Source organism: Roseivivax sp. CAU 1761 (genome assembly GCF_054482755.1).
On record NZ_JBTLRM010000007.1, the window covers coordinates 31,992 to 54,703 of the forward strand.

Here is a 22,712-nt window from a genome sequence, read left to right on the forward strand (position 1 = left end):
CCCATGGCGCATTCGCAGCACATCGTCTCGGCCTTCGACCGCGACCTCGAGGGCATCCAGGCACAGATCATGAAGATGGGCGGGCTGGTGGAGGCGGCGATCCGCGACGCCTCCAAGAGCCTCGACACCCGCGACGAGGAACTGGCCGAGGAGGTCCGCCGCCGCGACAAGGCCATCGACGCGCTCGAGGAGCGGGTCAGCGAAGAGGCCGCCCGGGTCATCGCGCTCCGCGCGCCCACCGCCAGCGACCTGCGCGTGGTGCTGTCGGTGATGCGCATGTCCGGCAATCTCGAACGCATGGGCGATCTCGCCAAGAACATGGCCAAGCGCACCGGCGTGCTGGTGCAGCTGCATCCGATCGAGGGCGCCTCGGCCTCGCTGCGGCGCATGGCGCGCGAGGTCGAGCTGATGCTCAAGGACGCGCTCGACGCCTATATCCAGCGCGATGCCGCGCTGGCGCGCGACGTCATCGCCCGCGACCGCGACGTCGACCGCATGTACAACACGCTGTTCCGCGAATTCCTCACCTTCATGCTGGAGGATCCGCGCAGCATCACCGCCTGCATGCACCTGCATTTCATCGCCAAGAACATCGAGCGGATGGGCGACCACGTCACCGGCCTGTCCGAACAGGTGGTGTTCCTGGTCACCGGCGAGAAGCCCGACGGCGACCGGCCGAAGGAGGACTTGACCTCCTCGGATCCGCATTTCTCGCCCGGCGCCGGGCAGGGGACCTGACCATGGCCGCCGCCCGGCCCACCGTGCTGGTGGTCGAGGACGAGGCCGCGCAGCGCGAGGTCCTGTCCTACAACCTCGAGGCCGAGGGCTTCCGCGTCGCGCAGGCCGAGACCGGCGACGAGGCGCTGCTGCTGGTGGAGGAGGAGCAGCCCGACATCATCGTGCTCGACTGGATGCTGCCGGCGGTCTCGGGGATCGAGATCTGCCGCCAGCTGAAATCGCGGCCCGAGACCCGCGCGGTGCCGGTGATCATGCTCTCGGCGCGGGCCGAGGAGGTCGACCGGGTGCGCGGTCTCGAGACCGGCGCCGACGATTACGTGGTCAAACCCTATTCGGTGGTCGAGCTGATGGCCCGGGTGCGCGCCCAGCTGCGCCGCACGCGGCCGGCCGCGGCGGGCCTGCAGCTGACCTATGACGACATCCTGCTCGACGCCGAGACCCACCGGGTGTCGCGCGACGGCCAGGCCCTGAAGCTCGGCCCGACCGAGTTCCGGCTGCTCTCCACCTTCATGGAGAAGCCCGGCCGCGTCTGGTCGCGCGAACAGCTGCTCGACCGCGTCTGGGGCCGCGACATCTACGTCGACACCCGCACCGTCGACGTCCATATCGGCCGCCTGCGCAAGGCGCTCTGCCAGCATGGCGGCAGCGACCCGGTGCGGACGGTGCGCGGCGCCGGCTACGCGCTGGGATAGCCGGCCGGCGGTGCAACAGGGGCGGGCGGGGCCCTGCGCGGCGCCCGCCGGGTCCGGCCGCCATTGTATCCGCCCGCAGCGGGACATACCTTCGTGCCGTTGCATACCAGAGACGGACCGCCGATGACCTCCCCCTTCGACCAGACCCCGCGGCGCCCCGGTTTCGTGGCCCGGCTGCGCGCCAGTTTCCTGACGGGGATCGTGGTCATCGCCCCGGTGGGGCTGACGGTGTGGCTGATCTGGACGGTGATCGGCTGGATCGACGGCGTGGTGCTGCCGCTGGTGCCCGACCGGTTCAACCCGGAGGAATATATCGGCATCAACCTCCGCGGCATCGGGGTGATCTTCTTCCTGTGCTTCACGATCTTCGTGGGCTGGGTGGCCAAGGGCCTGATCGGCCGCTCGCTCATCCGCTTCGCGGAAAGCCTGGTGGCCCGCATGCCGATCGTGCGCTCGGTCTATTCCGGGGTGAAGCAGATCGCCGAGACCGTCTTCGTGCAATCCGAGCGCAGCTTCGAGAAGGCCTGCCTGATCGAATATCCGCGCAAGGGCATCTGGGCCATCGGCTTCATCTCGACCGAGACCAAGGGCGAGGTGGCGCGCCGGGCGCTGACCGGTGGCGGCATGATCTCGGTCTTCGTGCCGACCACGCCGAACCCGACCTCGGGCTTCCTGCTGTTCTTCCCGGCCGAGGACGTGATCGAGCTCGACATGAGCCTCGAGGACGCGGCCAAGCTGGTGATCTCGGCCGGGCTGGTCTACCCGAACGCCGAGGATCCGAAGGCGCCGCCGGCCCGGCTCGTCTCCTGACCGGGCCGCGTCGCCCGCATCGCCCAACGCGGCAGAAATTTTCCCCGGCCAGCTTGAATTTGGCCGCGCCGATGTGATGTCCATGCGGGACGCGCGGGGGTCATCCCGCGCCCGAGGGACATCGCATGGATCTGCTTTACGTCGCGCTTGGCCTCGCCGCCCTTCTGGGCGGGGGCGAGTTTCTGGTTTCGGGCTCGGTGGCGCTGGCCCAGCGTTTCCGCGTGCCGCCGATGGTGATCGGCTTGACCCTGGTGGGCTTCGGCACCTCGGCGCCGGAGCTCTTCACCTCGCTGCAGGCGGCGCGCACCGGCGCGCCCGGCATCGCCCTCGGCAACGTCGTGGGTTCCAACATCGCCAATATCCTGCTGATCCTCGGCGTCGCGGCGGTGCTGCGGCCGATCCCGGTGAACCGCGCGCGTCTCTGGCGCGACGGGCTCTGGCTCGGCGGTTCGGCGGTGCTGCTCGCCGTGCTGCTCCTGAGCCCCGAGATCGGGCGCCTGTCGGGCCTCGTCCTGTTCGCCGGCCTGGTGGCCTTCCTCGCGGTGACGCTGCGCGGCGACCCGACCGCGGTGGCACCCGAGACCGAGGTCGCGCCGGCCTCCGCCGCGGCCTCGGCGCTGCGCTTCGCCGGCGGGCTCGCGCTGACCCTCCTGGGCGCCGTGCTGCTGGTCGATGGCGCCACCGGCATCGCCCGCGGGCTCGGCGTCTCGGAGGCGGTGATCGGCCTCACGCTGGTCGCGGTCGGCACCTCGCTGCCGGAGCTCGTCACCTCGGTGATGGCGGCGCGCAAGGGCCATGGCGACGTGGCGCTCGGCAACGTCATCGGCTCCAACATCTTCAACATCCTGGGGATTCTTGGGATCACCGCGCTGGTCTCGCCGCTGCCGGTCGATGCGGGCATCGCCGGGTTCGACATCTGGGTCATGCTGGCCGCCACCGCCCTCCTGATGCTGGTGGCGACCACCGGGCGACTGGTGGCGCGCTGGGAGGGCGCGGCGCTGCTGGTCCTTTACGTCGCGTATCTGGTGGCGCTCAGCTGAACATGCGGATCAGGTCGGCGGTCTGGCGCTGTCCCAGATCGCCGCGGTGCCGCGCCAGGAAACCCGCCGCGGCACGCCGTCCGGCCGCCTTGAGCTCCAGGATCAGCGTGGCGATCGGCACCAGCTTGGTCGCCACCGAGAGCCGGTTCATCAGATCGTCATCCATGATCATGTGGATCAGCGGATCCTTCATGGCGCCGTCGCGCACCGCGCCATCGGCGATCAGGCGCTGCACGAAATGGATCGCGCGCAGTTCGCGCAGAAGCGAAGAATTGAAGCTTATCTCGTTGATCCGGTTCTGGATTTCCTGCGGCGTGACGGGGAGGCGGCGGCGCTCCAGCGGGTTGATGTTGACGATCAGGATGTCGTCGGGCAGGGCCGGGTCGAAGAGCGGGAAGAGCGCCGGGTTGCCGGTATAGCCGCCGTCCCAGAAGAATTCCGGCTCGCCGGTGCGCGGGTCGCGGGCCTGCACCGCCTGGAACACGGTGGGAAGGCAGGCCGAGCCCATGATCGCCTCGGGCGTGATGTCGTCGCCGGTGAAGATGCGGATCTTGCCGTCGCGCACCGCGGTGGCGCAGACATAGAGCCGCGGACCCTGCTGGGCGCAGACCTCGCCGAAATCGAACCGCGCGATCACCGCGTCCAGCGGGTTGCGGTAGAGCGGCCCCCAGGCATAGGGCGAGAAGCTGCGGGTGGCGGCGTCGGCCAGCGCGTAGCCGGGCGAATATTCCACCATCAGCGACAGGATGCCGGGATCGGGGAGCCAGGCGTTCATCCAGTCCGGCAGCCCCAGCGCGTTCAGCTGGCCGACCTCGGACCAGACCCAGTCGAGCATCTCCCGGGCGCCCCGGCGGCCGTCGCGGATCATCCCGGCCTTCACCGCGGCGCCATTCAGCGCGCCGGCAGAGGTGCCCGAGATCGCCGCGATCTCGATGTCCTCGTCCTCGAGGAGGCAATCGAGCACGCCCCAGGTGAAGGCTCCGTGGGCGCCGCCGCCCTGCAAGGCAAGATTGATCCGTGTCATCGCCGGGAGGCTAGCCGCTGGGCCCGAGGTTGCAAGCGCCGCGCGCCTCCGCGGCCGGTCCGGCGGCTTCATGCGTCACTTCAAGAGGGCAATAGTTACTCTATTAAACAAGCATTTGCTGATATTTCTCCATGTTGGGGCCTTGGCCGGACCGCCGCATTCCCAGGCAGCGAACCCGCCCGCAGCCCCCTGTCATCCGCGCCGCGATATGCTAGGGAGGCGCCGCCCCACGCGGAGCCGGCCGGATCCTCGGGCGTCGTTCCGGGGCCCAAGCACGAGACCGCTGCCATGACTTTCGACGCCCTCACCCGTTCCGCCCGCTATTCCATTGCACCCATGATGGACTGGACCGACCGGCATTGCCGGGCCTTCCACCGGGTGCTGTCGGGCGAGGCGCTGCTCTACACCGAAATGGTGACCTCGGCGGCCTTGGTGCGGGGCGGCGCCGCGCATCTGCTGGAGTTCGGCGCTGCGGAGCATTCAGTGGCGCTGCAGCTTGGCGGCTCCGATCCGGGGGAGTTGGCCGAGGCCGCGGCGATGGGCGCCGCGCGGGGCTACGACGAGATCAACCTCAATGTCGGCTGTCCCTCCGACCGCGTGCAATCGGGCACTTTCGGCGCCGTGCTGATGAAGGACCCGGCGCGCGTCGCTTCCTGCGTCGCGGCGATGCGCGACGCGGTGGCGGTGCCGGTCACGGTGAAGTGCCGCATTGGCGTCGACGACCAGGAGCCTGAGGAGGTGCTGCCGGACTTCCTTGCGCGGATGCGCGATGCCGGGGTGGGGAGGATCACCATCCATGCCCGCAAGGCCTGGCTCCAGGGCCTGTCGCCGAAGGAGAACCGGGACATTCCGCCGCTGGATTACGATCTCGTGCTGCGGATGAAGGCGGCCTTTCCGGACCTGCACCTGTCGGTGAATGGCGGTCTGCAGTCGCTGGAGGAGGCGCAGGACTTCCTGGCCCGCGGGCTCGACGGCGTGATGGTCGGGCGCGCCGCCTACCAGCGGCCCTGGGACCTCCTGGCCGGGGCCGACGCGGCGCTGTTCGGCGCCGACGCGCCCGGCGCTGCGCGGCCCGAGGACGCGGTGGCGCGGATGCGGCCGCACATCGCGGCGCATCTCGCCGCGGGGGGCAAGCTCGCGCAGGTGACGCGGCACATGCTGGGCCTCTTCGCGGGGCGGCCCGGGGCGCGCGGCTGGCGGCGCATCCTGTCGGAGCAGGCGCATCGCAAGGGCGCCGGGCTCGAGGTCGTCGACGCGGCGCTGGCGGCGGTGGCGGAGGGTGCGCTGGCGCTGCAGGACGGCTGAGCCGGGCCCGGCGGGCGGCGCGTCACTCCGCGTCCGAGGGCGCGGTCCGGCGCTGCGGCAGCTCCGCCATCACCGCGCGGCGCTGCTCCGGGCTCATGCCGCCCCAGGCGGTGATTTCCTCGATGCTGCGCAGGCAGCCGCGGCAGAGCCGGCTTTTCGGGTCGATGACGCAGATGTCGATGCAGGGCGAGTCGATGCGCGGCGCCTGGGTCATGCCTCGTCCGCCTCCCGCGCCAGCCGCGCCAGACGGTCGAGCGCACCTTGGAGGATGTAGCCCGCGGCGACGTGGTCGATGACCTCGGCGCGGCGCCGCCGCGAGGTGTCGGCCTCGAGCAGCGCGCGTTCGGCCGCCACGGTGGAGAGCCGTTCGTCCCAGAAGCCGATCGGCCCGGTCCAGCGGGCAGCGAAGTTGCGCGCGAAGGCCCGCGTCGACTGGCAGCGCGGCCCCTCGCTGCCATCCATGTTGCGCGGCAGCCCGAGGATCAGCCCGCCGACCCGCCGCTCGGCGAGAATGGCGGAGAGCCGCTCGGCGTCGAGGGTGAACTTGCGCCGGCGGATGGTCTCGAGCGGCGTCGCGACCGAGCGCATCAGGTCGGAGACCGCGACGCCGATGGTCTTGTCGCCGAGATCGAGCCCGGCCAGCGCGCTGCCCGGCGCCAGCGCCGCGGCAAAGTCGGCGATGTCGTCGTGGATGGTGCCTGCGGTCATTGGCCGATCCCCGCGCCCTGGGCCGCCTCACGCAGGATGCGCAGCGCCTCTCTGTCGCCGGCAAAGACGGTCTGCGCCTCGGAATAGATTTGCATCGCCTGCTCGGCCCGGCCGAGCACCGCCTGCGCGCCGATCAGACGGGCCCATTCCTCGGCGCTGCCGCCCTCGGTGGCGAGCCGTTGCGAGAGCCCGGCCACCATGCCCTCGATCATCTCGCGCCGGTCCTCGGCGTTCAGCTCCGCCGCCGCCGCGATGTCGGCCTCGCTGGGCCCGGCAGGGGCGGCGCCCTGCGGCACCGGCGGACGGTAATCGTTGACCCCGGCGCGGCGCGCCAGCTCGCCGATCTGCTCGGAGACCGGCTGCACCCAGGGGTCTTCGGCATCGCTGGCGCGCAGCAGCGCGTCCCAGATCCGGAAGGCGCGGTCGGGGCGCCCGGTCTGGGCATAGCTGAGGCCGGCGTAATAGCGCGCCACGCCGTTCTCGGGATCGCGGGCCAGCGCCTTCTGGAACGCCGCCTCGGCCTCGGGGGAGACATAGCCGCCGGCGGCCAGGACCATCATGTCGCCGAGATCGGCGTAATCGCCGGCCCGCGCGTCCTCGCCCTTCAGCGCGAGGATGCGCTCCTGCACCGCGTAGGCCGCGCGGTAATTGCCGAGCGCCGCCTCGCTCCGGGCGAGGAGCCGCAGGCCCTCCGGATCCTCGGGCCGCTCGGCGACGGCGCTGCGCAGGCGCTCGACCAGGGCGGCGTATTCCTCCGAGACCTCGGCCTCGGCGCGGGCCGGCAGGGCGGCCTCGGCATCCGCCTGGCCGGGGCGCGCCCGGCGCGCCGTCTCGGCCTCGGCGATCCGCGTGGCAAGGCCCAGATCGCCGTAGCCCGGCGCCCCGAGCCGGCTGTAGACCCAGAGCGACCCGCCGACCGTCGCCAGCGCCACCAGGGCGGCCATCGCCAGCGACAGGCGCCGCGGCGCGCGCCCCGACGCCCCGGCGCTGCGATGCTGGGCATCGGCGGCGAGCAGGCGGCGCGAGACTTCGGCGCGCAGGCGCTCCGCCTCCTCGGCGCCCACGACGCCGCGGGCGCGGTCGCGCTCCACTTCGGCCAACTGGTCGCGGTAGATCCGGATGTCGAACGCCTCCGCCGGTGCGGTCTCGCCCCGCTCGCCGCGCAGCAGGCCGCGGCCGAGCAGGGCCGCCACCCCAATGGCCAGGCCGGCGCTCAATATCCAGAACAGGGTCATGGCGGCTCCGCATCGGTCACGTTGCCCCGGTCCTAAACCCCGCGCAGCAGGTGCAAAAGCAAAACTTCCCGTGAGCGCGACCATGTCGCAGCGGCCACACTCGGCGGTTTTCGGTGCCCGGCCGGGCAGGGCGGGAACCAATCGCCGCGGCGCGGAATTGAGGTATCGTAAAATCCGCATGTGGAGATTTCCCAGATGGCCGACCCCAACGCTCCTCATAACCCGCCCCCGCACCAGACCCATACCAGCACGCACAGCCGCGACACCCATGTCGAGAAGCGCGGCGGTTCGAGCTCGATGGCCTTTATCGTCGGCGGTCTCGTCGTCGCCGTGGCGATCATCGCCTTCCTGTTCTGGGGCGGCGACAGCGACCCCGACGTGACCACCACGGACGCGGCCGTCGCCACCGAGAATGCCGCCGAGAGCGCCGAAGCGGCGGCCGAGAACGCCGCCGAGGGCGCCGAGAACGCCGCCGAAGCGGCTGGCGCTGCCGCCGAAAACGCCGCCGAAGAGGCGGAGACCGCCGTCGAGGGCGAAAGCCAGTAAATCTGCCCAACCACTCCTTGGACCGGACCGGGCCGCGATGTGCGCATCGCGGCCCGTTTCGTTGTGTCCGCCGCGGCAGGGGCGGCGGTGCTTGCGTCCCGGGGGCCGCGCGGCGGATACTGCCGGGACCGGGTTCGGAGGGCGGCGATGAGACGGATCACCCTGGCGGCGCTGCTGGCGCTCCTGATGCAGCCCGCCCTCCCGGCCGCGGCGCGGGCGGCGGAGACCTTCATCTGCCAGCTCACCCCCTATGGCCGCGGCAACTGGATCCCCGACGTGCTGTTCATCGGGCGCACCGGCGCGGCGGTGGTGGTCTCCGACCCGGTGGTGCTGCATTTCAACGGCGCGCCGCTGAGCGGCAGGGTCGCCGCGGAGAACGCCCGGAGGGTCACCTTCGTCTGGCGCTACGCGGTGCGCGACCGGCGGGGCAACCGCGCCGCGCAGATGATCTACCGCGCGACCTACCTGAAGGGCTCGGGCGAGATGCGCATTTCCGCCACCCCGGCCGGGCATGTGGAGCGCTTCCACGGCCGCGGCCGGTGCCTTCGCGACACGCGCTGAGACCGCCCCCGGGGGAAGCGCTGTGGCGGGAAGTACGGCATCGGGGGCTTGACGCTGGGCTCACTGCGGAACACGTATCCGAGAGACCGGATATCATCGCAACAAAAAGGGTTCCGTTATGGCTTTCGAACTTCCCGATCTGCCCTATGCGCACGACGCGCTGGCGTCCAAGGGCATGTCCAAGGAAACGCTCGAGTTTCACCACGACATTCACCACAAGGCCTATGTCGACAACGGCAACAAGGCGATCGCCGGCACCGAATGGGAGAACAAGTCGGTCGAGGAGATCATCAAGGGCACCTACGACCCCAAGGCGGTGGCCCAGAACGGCATCTTCAACAACGCCTCGCAATACTGGAACCACAACCAGTTCTGGGAGATGATGTCGCCCGAGACCGTCGCCATGCCGGGCGATCTCGAGAAGGCGCTGGTCGAGAGCTTCGGCTCGGTCGACAAGTTCAAGGAAGAATTCTCCGCCGCCGGCGCCGGGCAGTTCGGCTCGGGCTGGGCCTGGCTGGTCAAGGACACCGATGGCGGCCTCAAGGTCACCAAGACCGAGAACGGCGTGAACCCGCTCTGCTTCAACCAGACCGCGCTGCTGGGCTGCGACGTGTGGGAGCATTCCTACTATATCGATTTCCGCAACAAGCGTCCGGCCTACCTGCAGAACTTCCTCGACAACCTGGTGAACTGGGAAAACGTCGCGGAGCGTCTCTCCAAGGCGTAAGAGGTCCCCGCGACCCGCGCAGCGCGCGGGCCTGCACCGGCGCCCCGCACCCCGCGTGCGGGGCGCTTTTCGTTGTCCTGACTGCGCGGCGGCGCGGCAGGAACGCGGCGGGGCGGGCCTGCGTTCTTCCTGCGAACGACAACGGAGGATGCACCCATGGCTGAACGCAAGAGATCGCAGGACGGCCGCCGCGAGACCGAGGAGATCCTCGGCGACAAACCCGAGAACGTCACCCCGGCCCCGTCGCACGGCGACCGCCACGGCGGCGAGCTGCAGCGCAAGGTCGGCACCCGTGACGAGGGCAAGGAGCTGGACGAGACCTCCGCCGGCAAGACCCGCCCGCTGGGCCACGATCAGGACGACAGCGGCGACAAGGAGAAGGTGTGATGGCCAAGCTCACCCAAGGCACCTGGGTTCTCATCGCCGACGGCGAGAAGGCGCTGTTCCTGCGCAACGACCTCGACGAGGACAACCCGAACCTGACCGTCGTGCGCGAGAAGGAGCAGGACAATCCCTCCGACCGCGAGCAATCCGCCAACCGCCCCGGCCGGATGAACGATACCGGCGTCAACCAGCGCTCGGCGATGGACGACACCGACTGGCACCAGCTGGCCAAGGAGCGCTTCGCCGACGAGCTGGCGGAGATCCTCTACAAGCAGGCGCACAAGCACAAGTTCGAGCGCATCGTGCTGGCCGCGCCGCCGCAGATCCTGGGCGAGCTGCGCGACAAGATGCACAAGGAGGTGCGCGACCGGGTGGTGGCCGAGATCCCAAAGACCTACACCAACCACCCGATCGACAAGATCGAGATCCTGGTGCGCGACGAACTCGCCGCCGCCTGATCCGGGCCGCCGCTACGACCGCGCAACCCCTTTAAGCGCCGCGTCCCTGCGAAGGGGCGCGGCGCTTTGCTGCAACGGCGCGCTCCGCCGCGGGGCTCTGGATTTCGGCGGAACCGCGCGGTAGCAGGCGGCATGGGGCAGGGAGGTCCGGGATGCAGGAGGCCACGCGCGGTGTCGCGGCCATGCTCGGCGCGGCGACCATCTGGGGGCTGTCGCCGCTCTATTACAAGCTGCTCGCCGAGGTGCCCCCGGGCGAGGTGCTGGCGCATCGCACGCTCTGGTCGCTGGTCTTCTTCGCCGGCGTCCTGGCGCTCGGGGGGCGGCTTCGGGAGATGCTGCGCATCCTGATCGCGCCGCGGTTGGCCGGTCCGCTGCTGGTGACCGCGCTGCTGATCTCGACCAACTGGTTCCTGTTCATCCTGTCGATCCAGATCGAACGCGCGACGATGGCGAGCCTGGGCTATTACATGTTCCCGCTCGTGGCGGTGCTGCTCGGCGTGCTGGTCTTCGGCGAACGTCTGGGCCGGATCAAGCTCCTCGCGGTGGCGCTGGCGGCCGCGGCGGTGGTGCTGCTGTCGCTGACGGCCGGCCAGCCGCCCTGGATCTCGCTGATCCTGGCCACCACCTTCGGTCTCTACGGTATGGTCAAGAAGCGCATCTCGGTGAATGCCGTGACCTCGGTCACCGTCGAGGTGGCGCTGCTGACCCCGCTGGCGCTGCTCTGGCTCGGCCTGGTCCATGCCGACGCCGCTACCGGCGCGGCGTCGGGCGCGGTGTTCGGCCGCGATGCCGCGCTCAGCCTGCTGCTGATGGCCTCCGGGCCGCTCACCGCCGCGCCGCTGATCCTGTTCTCCTACGCCTCGCAGCGCGCCGCGCTCTCCACCGTCGGGCTGATCCAGTATCTCAACCCGACGCTGCAATTCCTCTGCGCCGTGCTGATCTTCCGCGAGCCCTTCGCCGCCGCCGATGCCTTCGCCTTCCTGCTGATCTGGACTGCGCTGGCGCTCTACACCGCGGCGAGCCTCGCTCAGCAGCGCAGCCGGCGCAGGGCCGCGAGAAGCGCCTCGATCGACGGGCAGAAGGTGTAGAGATCGCGCAGACCCTCGCCGGCGAAGCCTTCCGCCATGACGTGGTCGAGCAGCCGCCCGAGCGGCGACCAGAAGCCGTTGACGTCGAGCAGGAAGATCGGTTTGTCGATCAGCCCGAGCTGGCGCCAGGTCAGCGCCTCGAAGAACTCGTCGAGCGACCCGGCGCCGCCCGGCAGCACCACGATGGCGTCGGAATTCATCACCATGACCTTCTTGCGCTCGTGCATGGTCTCGGTGACCACGAAGCGGGCGAGGTCGGTCTTGCCGACCTCGCGGCGCAGCAGGTGGTCGGGGATCACCCCGAACGTGTCCGCGCCGGCCTCTTGCGCGGCGCGCGCCACCTCGCCCATCAGCCCGACATCGCCGGCGCCGTAGACCAGGCGCCAGCCCGCGGCGCCGATTTCCGCCCCCAGAGTCCGGGCGGCTTCGGTGTAGGCGGGGTCGCGGCCATGCCGGGAGCCGCAATAGACGCATACGGAAAGCGGCATGGACGGCGAACCTCTTTGTCGGTAACGGTTTTGACCGCTGATAGCGGTCTTGGTATGATCGCTCAACCGGGCAGATCCGGCGCTCCGGGGGGATCGCCGCTGCCACAACCCGGGGATGACGAAAATGGGCATCTTGGCGCGGGCACGGGGTGCATCCGGCGCGGTGACCGGCACCGCGGCGGCAATCGTCGTGACGCTGGCCGGTCTCTACCTCCTGCGCCCGGCCGATCCGGAGCTCGGCAGCCGCGGCGAGCCGCTCGCGGCCGGGGTCCCGCTCGCCGCAGCCCGCTCCGGTCCCGCCATTGCAAATCCTGCCGGTACCGATGGGGCCGCCCCCGCCCGGGACGGGACCGGACCGGCCGGGGTCGCGGGCGCTCCGACCGTCACCGGCGCGGAGGCGGGCGGCGCCGCAGGGCCTGACCGCGCGTCGAAGGCCGATCCCGGCGCCGCGCTGCGGTTCGACCTGGTGCGGTCGGAGCGCGACGGCACGGTGCTGGTGGCGGGCCGCGCCCCGGCCGGGTCCGAGGTCGCGATCCGCGTCGACGGCGCCGTGGTCGAGGTGACGCGGGCCGATTCGGCCGGCCACTTCGCGGCCTTCCTGAACCTCGGGACCGCCGATGCGGCGCGCCTGCTCGACCTTGCGGTCAGCGGCGCTGCGGGAGAGGTGACTTCGGAGACCTCGGTGCTGCTCGCCGCGGCGGCGCCGCGCGGCGGGGAGAGCGCCGAAGAGAGCGCGGGCGACGTCGATCCGCGCACGCCGTCGCCGCACCCGCTCATTGCCTCCGGACCGGCGCCGGCCGCCACGGACCCGTCCGCCGGGGCGGAGGAGCTGACGACGCGGAACGCCGCGCTGCCCGCGCCCCGGTTCGCCCCGGTCGGCGCGCCGGCCCCGGAGGGCGACGCGGAGGTCCGGCCCGAACGCCCGCCGGTCCTTCTGGCCGGGCCGGACGGCGTCGAGGTCCTGCAGGGCGCCGAGGCCGGGGAGGCGTCGGACGGCGCCGACCGGGTCGACATCGACGCGATCAGCTACGGCGCCCGCGGCGGCGTGTCGGTGGCCGGCCGGGCCGATGCCGGGGGGCATGTCCGGCTCTACCTCGACAATCGGGCGCTGACCGAGGCGCCGGTGAACGAGGATGGCCGCTGGGGCACCGAGCTGGGCGACGTCGATCCCGGCACCTATACGTTGCGTGCCGACCGGCTGGACGGCAGCGGCCGGGTGACGGCGCGCGCCGAAAGCCCGTTCCGCCGCGAAAGCGCCGCGGCGCTGGAGGCGGCGCGGCCGGCGCCCGGCGCCGGCGGCGACGGGGCCACGGCGATCACCGTGCAGCCCAGCCACACGCTCTGGGCCATCGCCCGCGAACGCTATGGCGACGGGCTGCTCTATGTCCGGGTCTTCGACGCCAACCGGACCGCGATCCGAAATCCCGACCTGATCTATCCCGGGCAGATCTTCGCCATGCCGGTGGAGTGACGGGCGCTCAGCGCGGCAGCGGATCGGGCTCCGCCTCGGCCTGGGTGGCCAGCCAGTCGCGGAAGACCCGCAGCGGTGGGCGCATCGGGCGATCCTCGGGCCAGACCAGCCAGTAGGCCCCCATCTCGAGCGCCGCGGTGCGGGTCGCCCGAACCAGCGTGCCGGTGGCGAGTTCGGTCTCCACCAGGTAGTCCGGCACCAGCGCCACGCCGAGCGCCGCCCGCGCGCCCTCCCGGATCGCCGCGAACTGGTCGAAGGTGGTGCCGCGCGGCGCGCTCACGGGCGCGTTCTGGGCTTCGAACCAGTCCGACCAGGCCGAGGGCCGGGTGGCGATGTGCAACAGCGGCATGCGCGCCAGCGCCGCCGGCGCCACCGGGCCGTCGGGCAGCAATTCGGGCGCGCAGACCGGCAGGACGTGTTCGGGGCGCAGGCGCAAAGCCGCGGTCCCGGCCCGCGGCGCGGGACCGAATTCGAGCGCCGCATCGAAGGCTTCGCTGGCGAAGTCGCAAGGCCGGATGCGGGTCACCAGATTGACCGTCACGTCGGAATAGCGGCGGGTGAAGTCGCCCAGCCGCGGCACCAGCCAGCGCATCCCGAAGGAGGGCAGGATCGCCAGGTCGAGCGTGCCGCCGCGTTCGGGCAGGCGCAGCGCCAGCGACGCCGCGGCGATCCGGTCGAGCGCCCCGCGCACCGCGGCGGCGTAGTCCCGCGCCTCGGGGGTGAGCTCCAGGCTGCGCTTCTCGCGGCTGACCAGGCGCACGCCCAGCTGCTCCTCGAGCGTGCGGATCTGGCGGCTGACCGCGCTCTGGCTCAGGTCGAGCTCCCGCGCCACCGCGGTGGCGCTGCCGAGCCGGTCCAGCGTTTCCAGCGCGCGCAGCGCGCCGAGCGGGGGAACAAGGCGCCGGGGCAGCGACTTCACTTGCGTTTTCCTCATGGGTTCATGCGGCATTGTCGTTTTTGCATGCGCGCTTCGCAAGGTATTCTGCGGAAAACACCACGGAGGATCCGTCATGAACGAGATGAGCCCCAAGCCGAAACTGAAAGCCAAGGACGCCCCGGATCTCGCCGGCTTCGACTGGGAGGACCCGTTCCGCCTGACCGACCAGCTCGAGGAAGACGAGCGCATGGTGGCCGAGAGCGCCCGCTCCTATGCGCAGGAAAAGCTCGCCCCGCGCATCCTCGAGGCCTTCGAGAACGAGACCGTGGAGCCCGAGATCTTCCGCGAGATGGGTGAGATGGGCCTGCTCGGCACCACCATTCCGGAGGAATATGGCGGGCTGGGCGCCGGCTACGTGACCTACGGCCTCGTCGCGCGCGAGATCGAGCGGGTGGATTCCGGCTACCGCTCGATGATGTCGGTGCAGTCCAGCCTGGTGATGTACCCGATCTATGCCTACGGGTCCGAGGAGCAGCGGCAGAAATACCTCCCCAAGCTGTCCTCCGGCGAATGGATCGGCTGCTTCGGCCTGACCGAGCCCGATGCCGGGTCCGATCCCGCCGGCATGAAGACCCGCGCCGAGAAGACCGAAGGCGGCTACCGTCTGTCCGGGTCGAAGATGTGGATCTCGAACTCCCCCATCGCCGACGTCTTCGTGGTCTGGGCCAAGTCCGAGGCGCATGGCGGCAAGATCCGCGGCTTCGTGCTCGAGAAGGGAATGAAGGGCCTTTCGGCGCCCAAGGTGGGCAACAAGCTCTCCCTGCGCGCCTCGGTCACCGGCGAGATCGTCATGGACGGCGTCGAGGTCGGCGAGGACGCGCTGCTGCCGCATGTCGAGGGCCTCAAGGGTCCGTTCGGCTGCCTCAACCGCGCCCGTTACGGCATTTCCTGGGGGGCCATGGGGGCGGCCGAGTTCTGCTGGCACGCGGCGCGGCAATACGGGCTCGACCGCAAGCAGTTCGGCCGGCCGCTGGCCCAGACCCAGCTGTTCCAGAAGAAGCTCGCCGACATGCAGACCGAGATCGCGCTCGGCCTGCAGGGCAGCCTGCGCCTCGGCCGCCTGATGGACGAGGCCAAGGCCGCGCCCGAGATGATCTCGATCCTCAAGCGCAACAATTGCGGCAAGGCGCTCGACATCGCGCGGATGGCCCGCGACATGCATGGCGGCAACGGCATCTCGGCCGAGTTCCAGGTCATCCGCCACATGGTGAACCTCGAGACGGTGAACACCTACGAGGGCACGCATGACGTGCATGCGCTGATCCTCGGGCGCGCGCAGACCGGGCTGCAGGCCTTCTTCTGATCGCTCGTTCCGACCCCTGAACCGGACGGCCCGGGAGCGCTGGCTCCCGGGCCGTCTGCGTCAGAGGATGATGTCGTCCGCGGCGATGGCCGCGCTGCCGAGGTCGATGGCGAAATCCGGGCTGTCGTCGCCGTCGACCGAGCCCAGCAGCACGTCGCCGTCGCGCCACAGGGTACGGCCGAACGCGAAGGCCTGATCGCCGGCCTGCGCGGTATCGGCGTCGATCGCGGACAGGTCGAGCCGGTCGATGCCGGTCTCGAAATCGGTGATCCGGTCGGCCGCGTCCGGCGCGCTTTCGGCGGTGTCGCGGTAGAGGAAGGTGTCCGCCCCCTTGCCGCCGTCCAGCGTGTCGCGGCCCAGCCCGCCGAAGAGCAGGTCGTCGCCGCGCGCGGCGTCGAGGAAATCGTTGCCGGCGCCGCCCTCCAGGGTGTCGTCGCCGCGCCGGGCCCAGATCCGGTCGTCGCCGCCGCCGCCCGACAGCCGGTTGCCGGCGCCGTTGCCGATCAGGATGTTGTCGTTGGCGCCGCCGCTGCCATGGATCGCGCCCGTGCCGTCGAGAACCAGTTTCTCGACATCGTCGGACATCGCGAAATCGACCTGCGTCCAGACCACGTCCCACTGCCCGTAGCCGCGCACCACCGTGCCCTCGGTCACCACGTGGAAGACGTCCTTGTCTTCGGTGCCCTCGAGGATCTCGATGACGGCCGCGCCGGTGCCGGGGGCCTCTGGAAGGCCGGGGACGGGCCGGGCGGGTTCGGCCGGCGGCGTCTCGGGCGCGGGCTCCGGCGGGGCAGGCGGCTCGGTCTCCGGCATCGCGGGATCCGCCCGGGGCGACGCCTCGGGGGTCTCCGGCTCGGATCCCGCGGGCGGCGCGAGCGGGGCCGCGGGCTCGGCCGGGGTCTCCGGAACGACCACGCGCGGCGCGTCGGGCCCCCCGGCCTCGTCCCCGCCGCCCGCCGCGGGCGGTTCCGGGGCCTCGTCGGCGGGGGTCTCGCTGCCGGACTGCCAGGTGCCGGCGGCGGGGGACCAGCGCGACGGCTCGCTCAAGAAATCCTCGACCTCGGAGCGGGCGATCCGGGCGCCGTCGGACCCGCGCAGCGCGGCATCGTCGAAGAGCAGCCATTCGATGTCGGAGGCCACCCGGTCGGTGTCGGTGCGGCCCACGCCGCCCCGCACCAGCAGGTGATCCTCGGCCCGGGTCACGTCGTACGCGTCGATGCTGCCGGCATAGATCGCCACGTCGCGTCCGGCGCCGCCGAAGAGGAGGTCGTCGCCATCGCCGCCGATCAGAACGTCGTCGCCATCGCCGCCGCTCAGCCAATCGTCGCCCCGGGCGCCGTCGAGCCGGTCGCTGCCGGAGGTTCCGCTGACCACGTCGGACCGGCGCGAGCCGACCAGTTCGGAGATCTCGACCCGGTTGGCCCCGGCATCGGTGGGGGCGCCGTAGGAGGTGCCGGAATTGAAGAAGACGCTGGGCGACATGTGGTCGAGATCGGCATCGCGGATCATCCGGTCGACGCGCACGACATTGCCGTGGTCGCGCCCGCCGTGGAAGTTCACGTCGCGGTCGGTCTCGGCGATGTGGACCACGTTGCCGACGGCGGACTGGTAGGAGGCGAAGGTCACCGAATGCCGCATGCCGCTGTCGCTGAGACCGGTGAGCTGGCTGTCGAAGACGTCGCGCAGCTGCACGGCGTAGCCGTTGCCGCCGGGGCCGCGGTTATGGGCCCCGCCGAACGACAGCGAATCCGCGTTCAGACCGCTGCTGAGCGCGACGTTGAGGCCGTGGGACGGCACGTCGTCGGCGGCGATGTCGAAGAGCTGCAGGCCCGCAGTGCCCGCGACCTCGATCACCGCGTCGCGGTGGAACTCGGGCAGGGTGTTCTCGAACCGGCCGGGCTCGGCGCGGCCGAGGCCGTAATCGACCGAGATCCCACCGAGGGTGACGCCCTCGGCCAGATCGACGCGGCGCAGATGGCTTTCCTCTGCGACGAAATCGAAATGCAGCCCGGTGGCCAGGGTGATCTCGTCGCCCGCGACCGCCTCGACCTGGACCAGCGAGGTCCGCAGCGGGCTCTTGTCCTTCTGCCACAGAGTATCGCCGATCTCGTCGTAGAAGTCCGGCGTATTGGCGCGCACCACCTCGATCCAGTCGCCGGCGGCGAGGCCGTGGCCGCTGTCCACGGCGATCTTGCGGCTGCCCTCGGCGGCGTCGCCGGCGAGACCGAGCTTCGGCCCCTGGTCCTGGCTGCCGATCACGATGGCCGGCCCGTCGAGCTGCTTGGCGCCGAGGACGGTCTCGCCGGATCCGGCGCCGACAATGGCGATGTCGTCGCGGTCGATCCGCAGCGGCCGCAACAGGCCGTAATAGCCGGTTCCCAATTCGATCGTGGCGCCGCTCGGCGCGGTGTCGATGGTGCGTTGCAGCGCGTAACTGGTGATATCGGCGGTGACGTGAATAACGGGGCGCGGGGACGCGGCGGGGTCGGGCATGGCTCGGGTAGTGTCCTTCAGAATGGTCCGGGCGAGGGCCTTTCCGCAGCCATCGGCACGGCGATGATCGGGTGGCCCGCACTACCTGTGATTGAAACCAAATTTGTGAGGCGCAATGATGGCGAGAAGGAGAGAAAATTTGCCTTGTGCCGTCAGCGCGCTAGGAGGCCCTACAGACCCGAAATTGCTAAATTTTTTATTTATAAGTTTCAGTTGCTTAATAACGGTTCCTTAATTTTTTTTAAAGATTCCGACAATTTGGCAGGATCATCTTTCCGCCGCAAATGTTTGGCCTTGGCGCGGCGGGGGATCACGGCGGCGCGCAGATAATAACAAAATGGTGGAGATCGCCTTGAGACAGCCAAGTTCGGCCAGAACGCGAATTTTGCTGGCAGACAATTGCGCCATTCTGACGGATACCATTGCACGGCGACTGGAAGCGGAACCGGGGATTGATTGCGAAGGGGTCGTGGCGGGCGATCCGGCGCAGGTTTCTGTCGCAATCCGGCCCGATCTGGTCATTTTCGATCCGGCCGCCTGCGAGCTTGACCCCGAGGACGTGCGGGCCCGGCATCTCGAGCGGTTCGGAGACCATGAGAGCGTCGCGCTGCTGCCCCAGAGCGAGGCCGGCCTGGCCCATCACTGCCTGCGCGCCGAGTTTGCCGGCGTGCTGTCGCGGGGCTTGCGGCTGGAGCAGCTGGTCTCGGCGGTGGATGCCATCGCGGATGGCGGTCTCTTCGTCGACGGGCGGTTCGGATCGCTCGCCGAAGCCAGCACGGGACTGACCCAGGCCGGGACCGAGGGGCTGTCGGACCGCGAGAAGGTGGTGCTCTTCGCGGTGGCGCGGGGTCTGCCGGCCAAGCGGATCGCCGTCGACCTTTCGATCAGCCCGAAGACCGTCGAGACCCATACCTATCGCGGCCTGGCGAAGCTCGGCCTCCAGGGCCGTGCCGGACTCGTGTCGCATGCCAGCGAGCACGGATGGCATGTTTGAATCCGAAGGGGGCGTATCCCCCGGTCTCAGGATCCTGATCGCCGATGCGGCGCCGATTTTCGCGCAAGCCGTCGCCGATCTGCTGCGCAGCGATCCGAGCGTCGCGAACACGCTCGACGCGCGCTTCGGCCCGCCCGACCTGCTGACCCTGCAGCGCGTCGACCCGGCGATCACGGTCCTCGATCCGCTGCAGATCCCGCGTCTCGACGCCTTCATCGAGGAGGCCCGCAGCCACCGGCCCGACATGCAGTTCGTGGCCTTCGCCTCGCGGCCCTCGATCGAACTGGCGCAGTTCTGCATCGAACTGAACCTGCGGGGTTTTTTGCCCAAGAGCGCCGAGCCCGCGACCTTCGTGCGGGCGATGCGCGTGGTGGCGGCCGGCGGCTCCTATGTCGACAAGGCCTATGGCCGGCGGCTGATCCTGAATGCCGGGAACGGCCGCGCCACCCTGAGCGCGCGCGAGGAATCGGTGCTTCGGCTGGTCTCGCAGGGCGATCCGGCGACCCGCATCGCGGAATCGCTCGGGGTCTCGGTGAAGACCGTCGACACCCAGCGCGCCCGGGCCATGACCAAGCTCGGCTTGGCCGATCGCCGGGCGCTGATCCGCCACGCCATGGCGCGGGGCTGGCTCGACTGACGCGCGGCCCCCCGGGCACGACGCAACCGGACGATGGCGTCCCGCGCACCGCGCGGGGCGCTTTTTTTCGTGCCGGGGCAGGGGCGCAGGCGGCCCGGGACCGGATGTCGGAATTTTCCCACGATAGGTCGGGAGGCGGCTCTCAAGCGGTGCGCAAATTCCCACCGCCGATCAGCAACCGTCCCGACTCAAGTCTCTGGATTCGCTCAGATACCCCTCTCGCACAGGACTTCAAACGCGCCGCCCCCGCGGGGGCGTGCCCCGGAATGAGAAGGACAATCGAATGGCTCGCATCAGCGTTTTCGGCATCGGCTATGTGGGGGTGGTCTCCGCGGCCTGCCTGGCCCGGGACGGCCACGAGGTGATCGCCGTGGACGTCGACCAGGCGAAGGTCGACGGTCTGAACGAAGGGCGCCCGCCGATCGTCGAGAAGGGGCTCGATGCGCTTCTCGCCGAGGTCGTCGGCTCGGGCCGCCTGCGCGCCACCACCGATGGCAAGGCGGCGGTGGCTGAGACCGACGTGTCGTTCTGCTGCGTCGGCACCCCGAGCGCCCCGGACGGGTCCGTGGGGCTGAAATTCGTGGTTTCGGTCTGCGAGGATATCGGCCGCGCCATCGCCGCCAAGGACGCCCATCACACCGTCATCATGCGCTCCACCATCGTGCCCGGCACCATGGAGGAGGTCTGCATCCCGACGCTTGAATCCGCCTCCGGCAAGCGCGCGGGCGCCGATTTCGGTGTCGGATACTTCCCGGAATTCCTCCGCGAGAGCACCGCCATCGAGGATTACGCCGATCCCGGGCTCATCGTCTTCGGCTCGCTCGACCCCGAGGCCGAGGCGATCCTGAGCGAGATCAACGCCGATCTGCCCTGCGAGATGCACAAGGTCGATATCCGCACCGCGGAGATGGTCAAGTACACCTCCAATGCCTGGCGCGCGGCCAAGATCAGCTTCGCCAACGAGATCGGCAACATTGCCAAGGCCAACGAGCTCGACGGCCAGAAGGTGATGGGGATCCTGCAATCCGACCACAAGGTGGCGATGTCGCCGGCCTTCCTGCGCCCGGGCTTCGCCTTCGGCGGCTCCTGCCTGCCCAAGGACGTGCGCGCCCTGCGCGCGGTGGGCAGCCAGAAGGGCGTCGAGACGCCGATCCTCGACGCCATCCTCACCGCCAACACGGCGCAGATCGAGCGCGCCGAGGGCATGATCGCCTCTGCGGCGAAGAAGGCCGTGGGCCTCGTCGGCGTGTCCTTCAAGGCCGGCACCGACGACCTGCGGGAAAGCCCGCTGGCCGATCTCGCCGCGCGGCTCATCGAGAGCGGGCAGGAGGTCCGGATCTACGACCCCTTCGTCGCCACCGCCTTCGCCAACGACGCCGCCGCCGAGGGCCGGGGCAACGCCGTGGTGCCGGGGCTCGCCAACCGGATGGAGACCGATCTCGACACGCTGATCGAGCGCTCCGAGGTGATCGTTGTCGGCAACCGCTACCCGGAGGTGCGCGAGCGCATCGCCGAGCGGGCGGATGGCCGGCGCATCGTCGACCTGACGCGGATCGACCCCGAGCGCGTCTCCGGCGCCGGCTACCAGGGCATCTGCTGGTGATCGCGCGATGATCGGGCATGTGGCATATCTCGCGCTCTGTGCGGTGCTGGCCCTCGCGGTCACCACCCGCAGCTTCGCCGGCGCCGAAGCGGCGCTGGTGACGCTCGGGCTGATCGGGACCTGGCGCTATTCCTGGGCGGGGATCAACTTCGTCCGGGCGCTGGCCTACCTGCGCTGGGTCTATCCGCGCCGGCGCCGCCGGGCCGAGGCGGCCTATGCCACGCGTCCGGTCCCCGCGCACGGCTACTTCATGGTGACCACCTTCAAGATCGACCCGGAGGTCACCACGCGCGTCTACGACACCATCTTCGCCGCGGCCCATGCCGCGGCGGGGGGCGGCACCATCGTGGCCTCGGTGGTCGACGGCGCCGATGTCCGGGTGATCCGCGATCTCTGGGAGGCGCGCCGGCACGCCATGCCGAACGTCAAGCTGGTGATCGACCGGATCCCCGGATCGGGCAAGCGCGACGCCATCGCGCGGTCGCTGCGGCTCTTGCGCCGCGAGGCGCCGACGCCGCGCGACGTGCTGGTCTTCGTCGACGGCGACAGCTGCGTGCCGCGCGACATCGTCGACCGCGCCGCGCCGTTCTTCACCGATCCCGGCATCGGCGCCCTGACCACCGACGAGCGCGTCGAGATCCCCGAGCCGCTGTTCCGGCACTGGTTCGACCTGCGCTTCATGCAGCGCCAGATGATGATGTGCTCGATGGCCTTCGGCGGCCGCGTCCTGACCCTGACCGGGCGCATGTCGGTGTTCCGCGCCGATCTCGCCACCGATCCGGGCTTCATCGCCCAGGTCCAGTCGGACCATATCGACCATTGGCGGCTCGGCCGGGTCAACTTCCTCACCGGCGACGACAAGTCGACCTGGTACTGGCTGCTGTCGCGGGGCTACCGGATGACCTATCTGCCCGACGTGCATTCGCTCTCCATGGAGAGCCAGCCGATGCCGGGCTTCTTCGAGAGCGCCTTCGCCCTGATGCGGCGCTGGTTCGGCAACATGCTGCGCACCAATGGCCGCGCCGTGGCGCTCGGCCCGCGCCGCATCGGCGCCTTCACCTGGTGGTCGATCGTCGACCAGCGGCTGTCGATCTGGACCACCCTGGCGGGGCCGATCGCCATCCTGCTCACCGCGATCTTCGCCACGCCGGCGGTGATCCCGGCCTACATCGCCTGGGTGATGTTCACCCGGTACCTGTTCTGCTGGGCCCTCTCGGTGTTCCGCGGCGGCGGCTTCCCGATCGTCTATCCGGCGCTGCTCTATTTCGGCCAGATCAGCGGCGCCGCGATCAAGAGCTGGGCGCTGTTCCGCCTCGACCGGCAGAAATGGACCCGGCAGGCGGGCACCGCCGCGGCCGTCCGCCAGCCGATCGGCGCCCGCCTGCGCGCCGCCTCTTCGACCTACATGCACGTGCTTGCCCTCGGCTGGCTCACCGTCGGCGTGCTCGTGCTCCTCGGCTTCACTTGATC

General features: G+C 70.4%; 24 protein-coding genes. 17 read left to right on the forward strand and 7 right to left on the reverse strand.

The genetic code is table 11. The annotated features are described in order from the left end of the window. Nucleotides 1-3: 3 nt before the first annotated feature. The 4 genes from phoU to ACXYMW_RS06455 all read left to right on the forward strand — a co-directional run bounded on the left by phoU (nt 4) and on the right by ACXYMW_RS06455 (nt 3,280). Complete coding sequence (gene phoU / locus ACXYMW_RS06440; protein WP_459034476.1) at nt 4-738, forward strand: phosphate signaling complex protein PhoU; 735 nt, start codon at nt 4-6, stop codon at nt 736-738. Nucleotides 739-740: 2 nt separating this feature from the next. Then, a complete protein-coding gene (gene phoB / locus ACXYMW_RS06445; protein ID WP_459034477.1) occupies nt 741-1,430 on the forward strand; it encodes a phosphate regulon transcriptional regulator PhoB in 690 nt (229 codons plus the stop codon). A 123-nt stretch (nt 1,431-1,553) separates the two neighbouring features. After that, nucleotides 1,554-2,240, forward strand: coding sequence for a DUF502 domain-containing protein (locus ACXYMW_RS06450; protein ID WP_459034478.1), 687 nt, complete (start codon nt 1,554-1,556; stop codon nt 2,238-2,240). 125 nt (nt 2,241-2,365) lie between these two features. Then, nucleotides 2,366-3,280 carry a calcium/sodium antiporter gene (locus ACXYMW_RS06455; RefSeq protein ID WP_459034479.1) on the forward strand — a complete coding sequence of 305 codons (915 nt, stop codon included), beginning with the start codon at nt 2,366-2,368 and terminating at the stop codon, nt 3,278-3,280. On the opposite strand, the gene ACXYMW_RS06460 is transcribed toward ACXYMW_RS06455, so the two are convergent. Then, nucleotides 3,273-4,304, reverse strand: a complete 1,032-nt coding sequence (locus ACXYMW_RS06460; RefSeq protein ID WP_459034480.1) for a patatin-like phospholipase family protein — start codon at nt 4,302-4,304, stop codon at nt 3,273-3,275. The two genes, ACXYMW_RS06455 and ACXYMW_RS06460, sit on opposite strands and share 8 nt — an antisense overlap. Nucleotides 4,305-4,592: 288 nt before the next feature. Here ACXYMW_RS06460 and dusA point away from each other — a divergent pair, with 288 nt between their 5' ends. Further along, nucleotides 4,593-5,609: a tRNA dihydrouridine(20/20a) synthase DusA gene (gene dusA, locus ACXYMW_RS06465; protein WP_459034481.1), complete on the forward strand. Its 1,017-nt coding sequence runs from the start codon at nt 4,593-4,595 to the stop codon at nt 5,607-5,609. A 22-nt stretch (nt 5,610-5,631) separates the two neighbouring features. On the opposite strand, the gene ACXYMW_RS06470 is transcribed toward dusA, so the two are convergent. From ACXYMW_RS06470 to ccmI, 3 genes are read right to left on the reverse strand one after another with little or no spacing between them, the layout of a single operon-like run. Beyond that, on the reverse strand, nt 5,632-5,823 hold the full coding sequence (locus tag ACXYMW_RS06470; RefSeq protein ID WP_459034482.1) for a DUF1289 domain-containing protein: 192 nt from the start codon (nt 5,821-5,823) through the stop codon (nt 5,632-5,634). After that, nucleotides 5,820-6,317 (reverse strand): Holliday junction resolvase RuvX, encoded by a 498-nt coding sequence (gene ruvX / locus ACXYMW_RS06475; RefSeq protein ID WP_459034483.1) that lies wholly within the window; start codon nt 6,315-6,317, stop codon nt 5,820-5,822. Before ruvX ends, ACXYMW_RS06470 begins: the two co-directional genes overlap by 4 nt. Continuing rightward, the gene (gene ccmI / locus ACXYMW_RS06480) at nt 6,314-7,552 is read right to left on the reverse strand and encodes a c-type cytochrome biogenesis protein CcmI (RefSeq protein WP_459034484.1); all 1,239 of its coding nucleotides are present in this window, start codon (nt 7,550-7,552) and stop codon (nt 6,314-6,316) included. The genes ruvX and ccmI overlap by 4 nt, the downstream gene beginning before the upstream one ends. A gap of 195 nt (nt 7,553-7,747) precedes the next feature. Between ccmI and ACXYMW_RS06485 the strand changes: the two genes are divergently transcribed. From ACXYMW_RS06485 to rarD, 6 genes are all read left to right on the forward strand, one after another. Continuing rightward, nucleotides 7,748-8,098, forward strand: a complete 351-nt coding sequence (locus tag ACXYMW_RS06485) for a hypothetical protein (RefSeq protein ID WP_459034485.1) — start codon at nt 7,748-7,750, stop codon at nt 8,096-8,098. A gap of 147 nt (nt 8,099-8,245) precedes the next feature. Continuing rightward, the gene (locus tag ACXYMW_RS06490) at nt 8,246-8,659 is read left to right on the forward strand and encodes a hypothetical protein (RefSeq protein ID WP_459034486.1); all 414 of its coding nucleotides are present in this window, start codon (nt 8,246-8,248) and stop codon (nt 8,657-8,659) included. Nucleotides 8,660-8,777: 118 nt separating this feature from the next. Further along, nucleotides 8,778-9,386: a superoxide dismutase gene (locus tag ACXYMW_RS06495; RefSeq protein WP_459034487.1), complete on the forward strand. Its 609-nt coding sequence runs from the start codon at nt 8,778-8,780 to the stop codon at nt 9,384-9,386. A 156-nt stretch (nt 9,387-9,542) separates the two neighbouring features. After that, nucleotides 9,543-9,773 (forward strand): hypothetical protein, encoded by a 231-nt coding sequence (locus ACXYMW_RS06500; protein ID WP_459034488.1) that lies wholly within the window; start codon nt 9,543-9,545, stop codon nt 9,771-9,773. Further along, entirely contained in the window at nt 9,773-10,228 is a 456-nt protein-coding gene (locus tag ACXYMW_RS06505) for a host attachment family protein (RefSeq protein ID WP_459034489.1), read from the forward strand. Before ACXYMW_RS06500 ends, ACXYMW_RS06505 begins: the two co-directional genes overlap by 1 nt. Nucleotides 10,229-10,380: 152 nt before the next feature. Next, complete coding sequence (gene rarD, locus ACXYMW_RS06510; RefSeq protein WP_459034490.1) at nt 10,381-11,316, forward strand: EamA family transporter RarD; 936 nt, start codon at nt 10,381-10,383, stop codon at nt 11,314-11,316. Here rarD and ACXYMW_RS06515 read toward each other — a convergent pair. Next, nucleotides 11,256-11,804 (reverse strand): LOG family protein, encoded by a 549-nt coding sequence (locus ACXYMW_RS06515; protein WP_459034491.1) that lies wholly within the window; start codon nt 11,802-11,804, stop codon nt 11,256-11,258. The two genes, rarD and ACXYMW_RS06515, sit on opposite strands and share 61 nt — an antisense overlap. Before the next feature lie 124 nt (nt 11,805-11,928). Between ACXYMW_RS06515 and ACXYMW_RS06520 the strand changes: the two genes are divergently transcribed. Beyond that, the gene (locus ACXYMW_RS06520) at nt 11,929-13,275 is read left to right on the forward strand and encodes a LysM peptidoglycan-binding domain-containing protein (protein WP_459034492.1); all 1,347 of its coding nucleotides are present in this window, start codon (nt 11,929-11,931) and stop codon (nt 13,273-13,275) included. Between the two features lie 7 nt (nt 13,276-13,282). On the opposite strand, the gene ACXYMW_RS06525 is transcribed toward ACXYMW_RS06520, so the two are convergent. Then, nucleotides 13,283-14,209: a LysR substrate-binding domain-containing protein gene (locus tag ACXYMW_RS06525; RefSeq protein WP_459034493.1), complete on the reverse strand. Its 927-nt coding sequence runs from the start codon at nt 14,207-14,209 to the stop codon at nt 13,283-13,285. 85 nt (nt 14,210-14,294) lie between these two features. Between ACXYMW_RS06525 and ACXYMW_RS06530 the strand changes: the two genes are divergently transcribed. Further along, nucleotides 14,295-15,515 (forward strand): acyl-CoA dehydrogenase, encoded by a 1,221-nt coding sequence (locus ACXYMW_RS06530; RefSeq protein WP_459034583.1) that lies wholly within the window; start codon nt 14,295-14,297, stop codon nt 15,513-15,515. A gap of 60 nt (nt 15,516-15,575) precedes the next feature. Here the strand turns inward: ACXYMW_RS06530 and ACXYMW_RS06535 are convergent, their stop codons facing one another. Next, entirely contained in the window at nt 15,576-18,008 is a 2,433-nt protein-coding gene (locus tag ACXYMW_RS06535) for a calcium-binding protein (RefSeq protein ID WP_459034494.1), read from the reverse strand. Between the two features lie 337 nt (nt 18,009-18,345). Between ACXYMW_RS06535 and ACXYMW_RS06540 the strand changes: the two genes are divergently transcribed. From ACXYMW_RS06540 to ACXYMW_RS06555, 4 genes are all read left to right on the forward strand, one after another. Then, on the forward strand, nt 18,346-19,002 hold the full coding sequence (locus ACXYMW_RS06540) for a helix-turn-helix transcriptional regulator (protein WP_459034495.1): 657 nt from the start codon (nt 18,346-18,348) through the stop codon (nt 19,000-19,002). Next, nucleotides 18,995-19,639: a response regulator transcription factor gene (locus ACXYMW_RS06545; RefSeq protein ID WP_459034496.1), complete on the forward strand. Its 645-nt coding sequence runs from the start codon at nt 18,995-18,997 to the stop codon at nt 19,637-19,639. Before ACXYMW_RS06540 ends, ACXYMW_RS06545 begins: the two co-directional genes overlap by 8 nt. A 283-nt stretch (nt 19,640-19,922) precedes the next feature. Beyond that, the gene (locus tag ACXYMW_RS06550) at nt 19,923-21,242 is read left to right on the forward strand and encodes a nucleotide sugar dehydrogenase (protein ID WP_459034497.1); all 1,320 of its coding nucleotides are present in this window, start codon (nt 19,923-19,925) and stop codon (nt 21,240-21,242) included. A gap of 19 nt (nt 21,243-21,261) precedes the next feature. Continuing rightward, a complete protein-coding gene (locus ACXYMW_RS06555; protein WP_459034498.1) occupies nt 21,262-22,710 on the forward strand; it encodes a glycosyltransferase in 1,449 nt (482 codons plus the stop codon). Nucleotides 22,711-22,712: the final 2 nt, after the last annotated feature.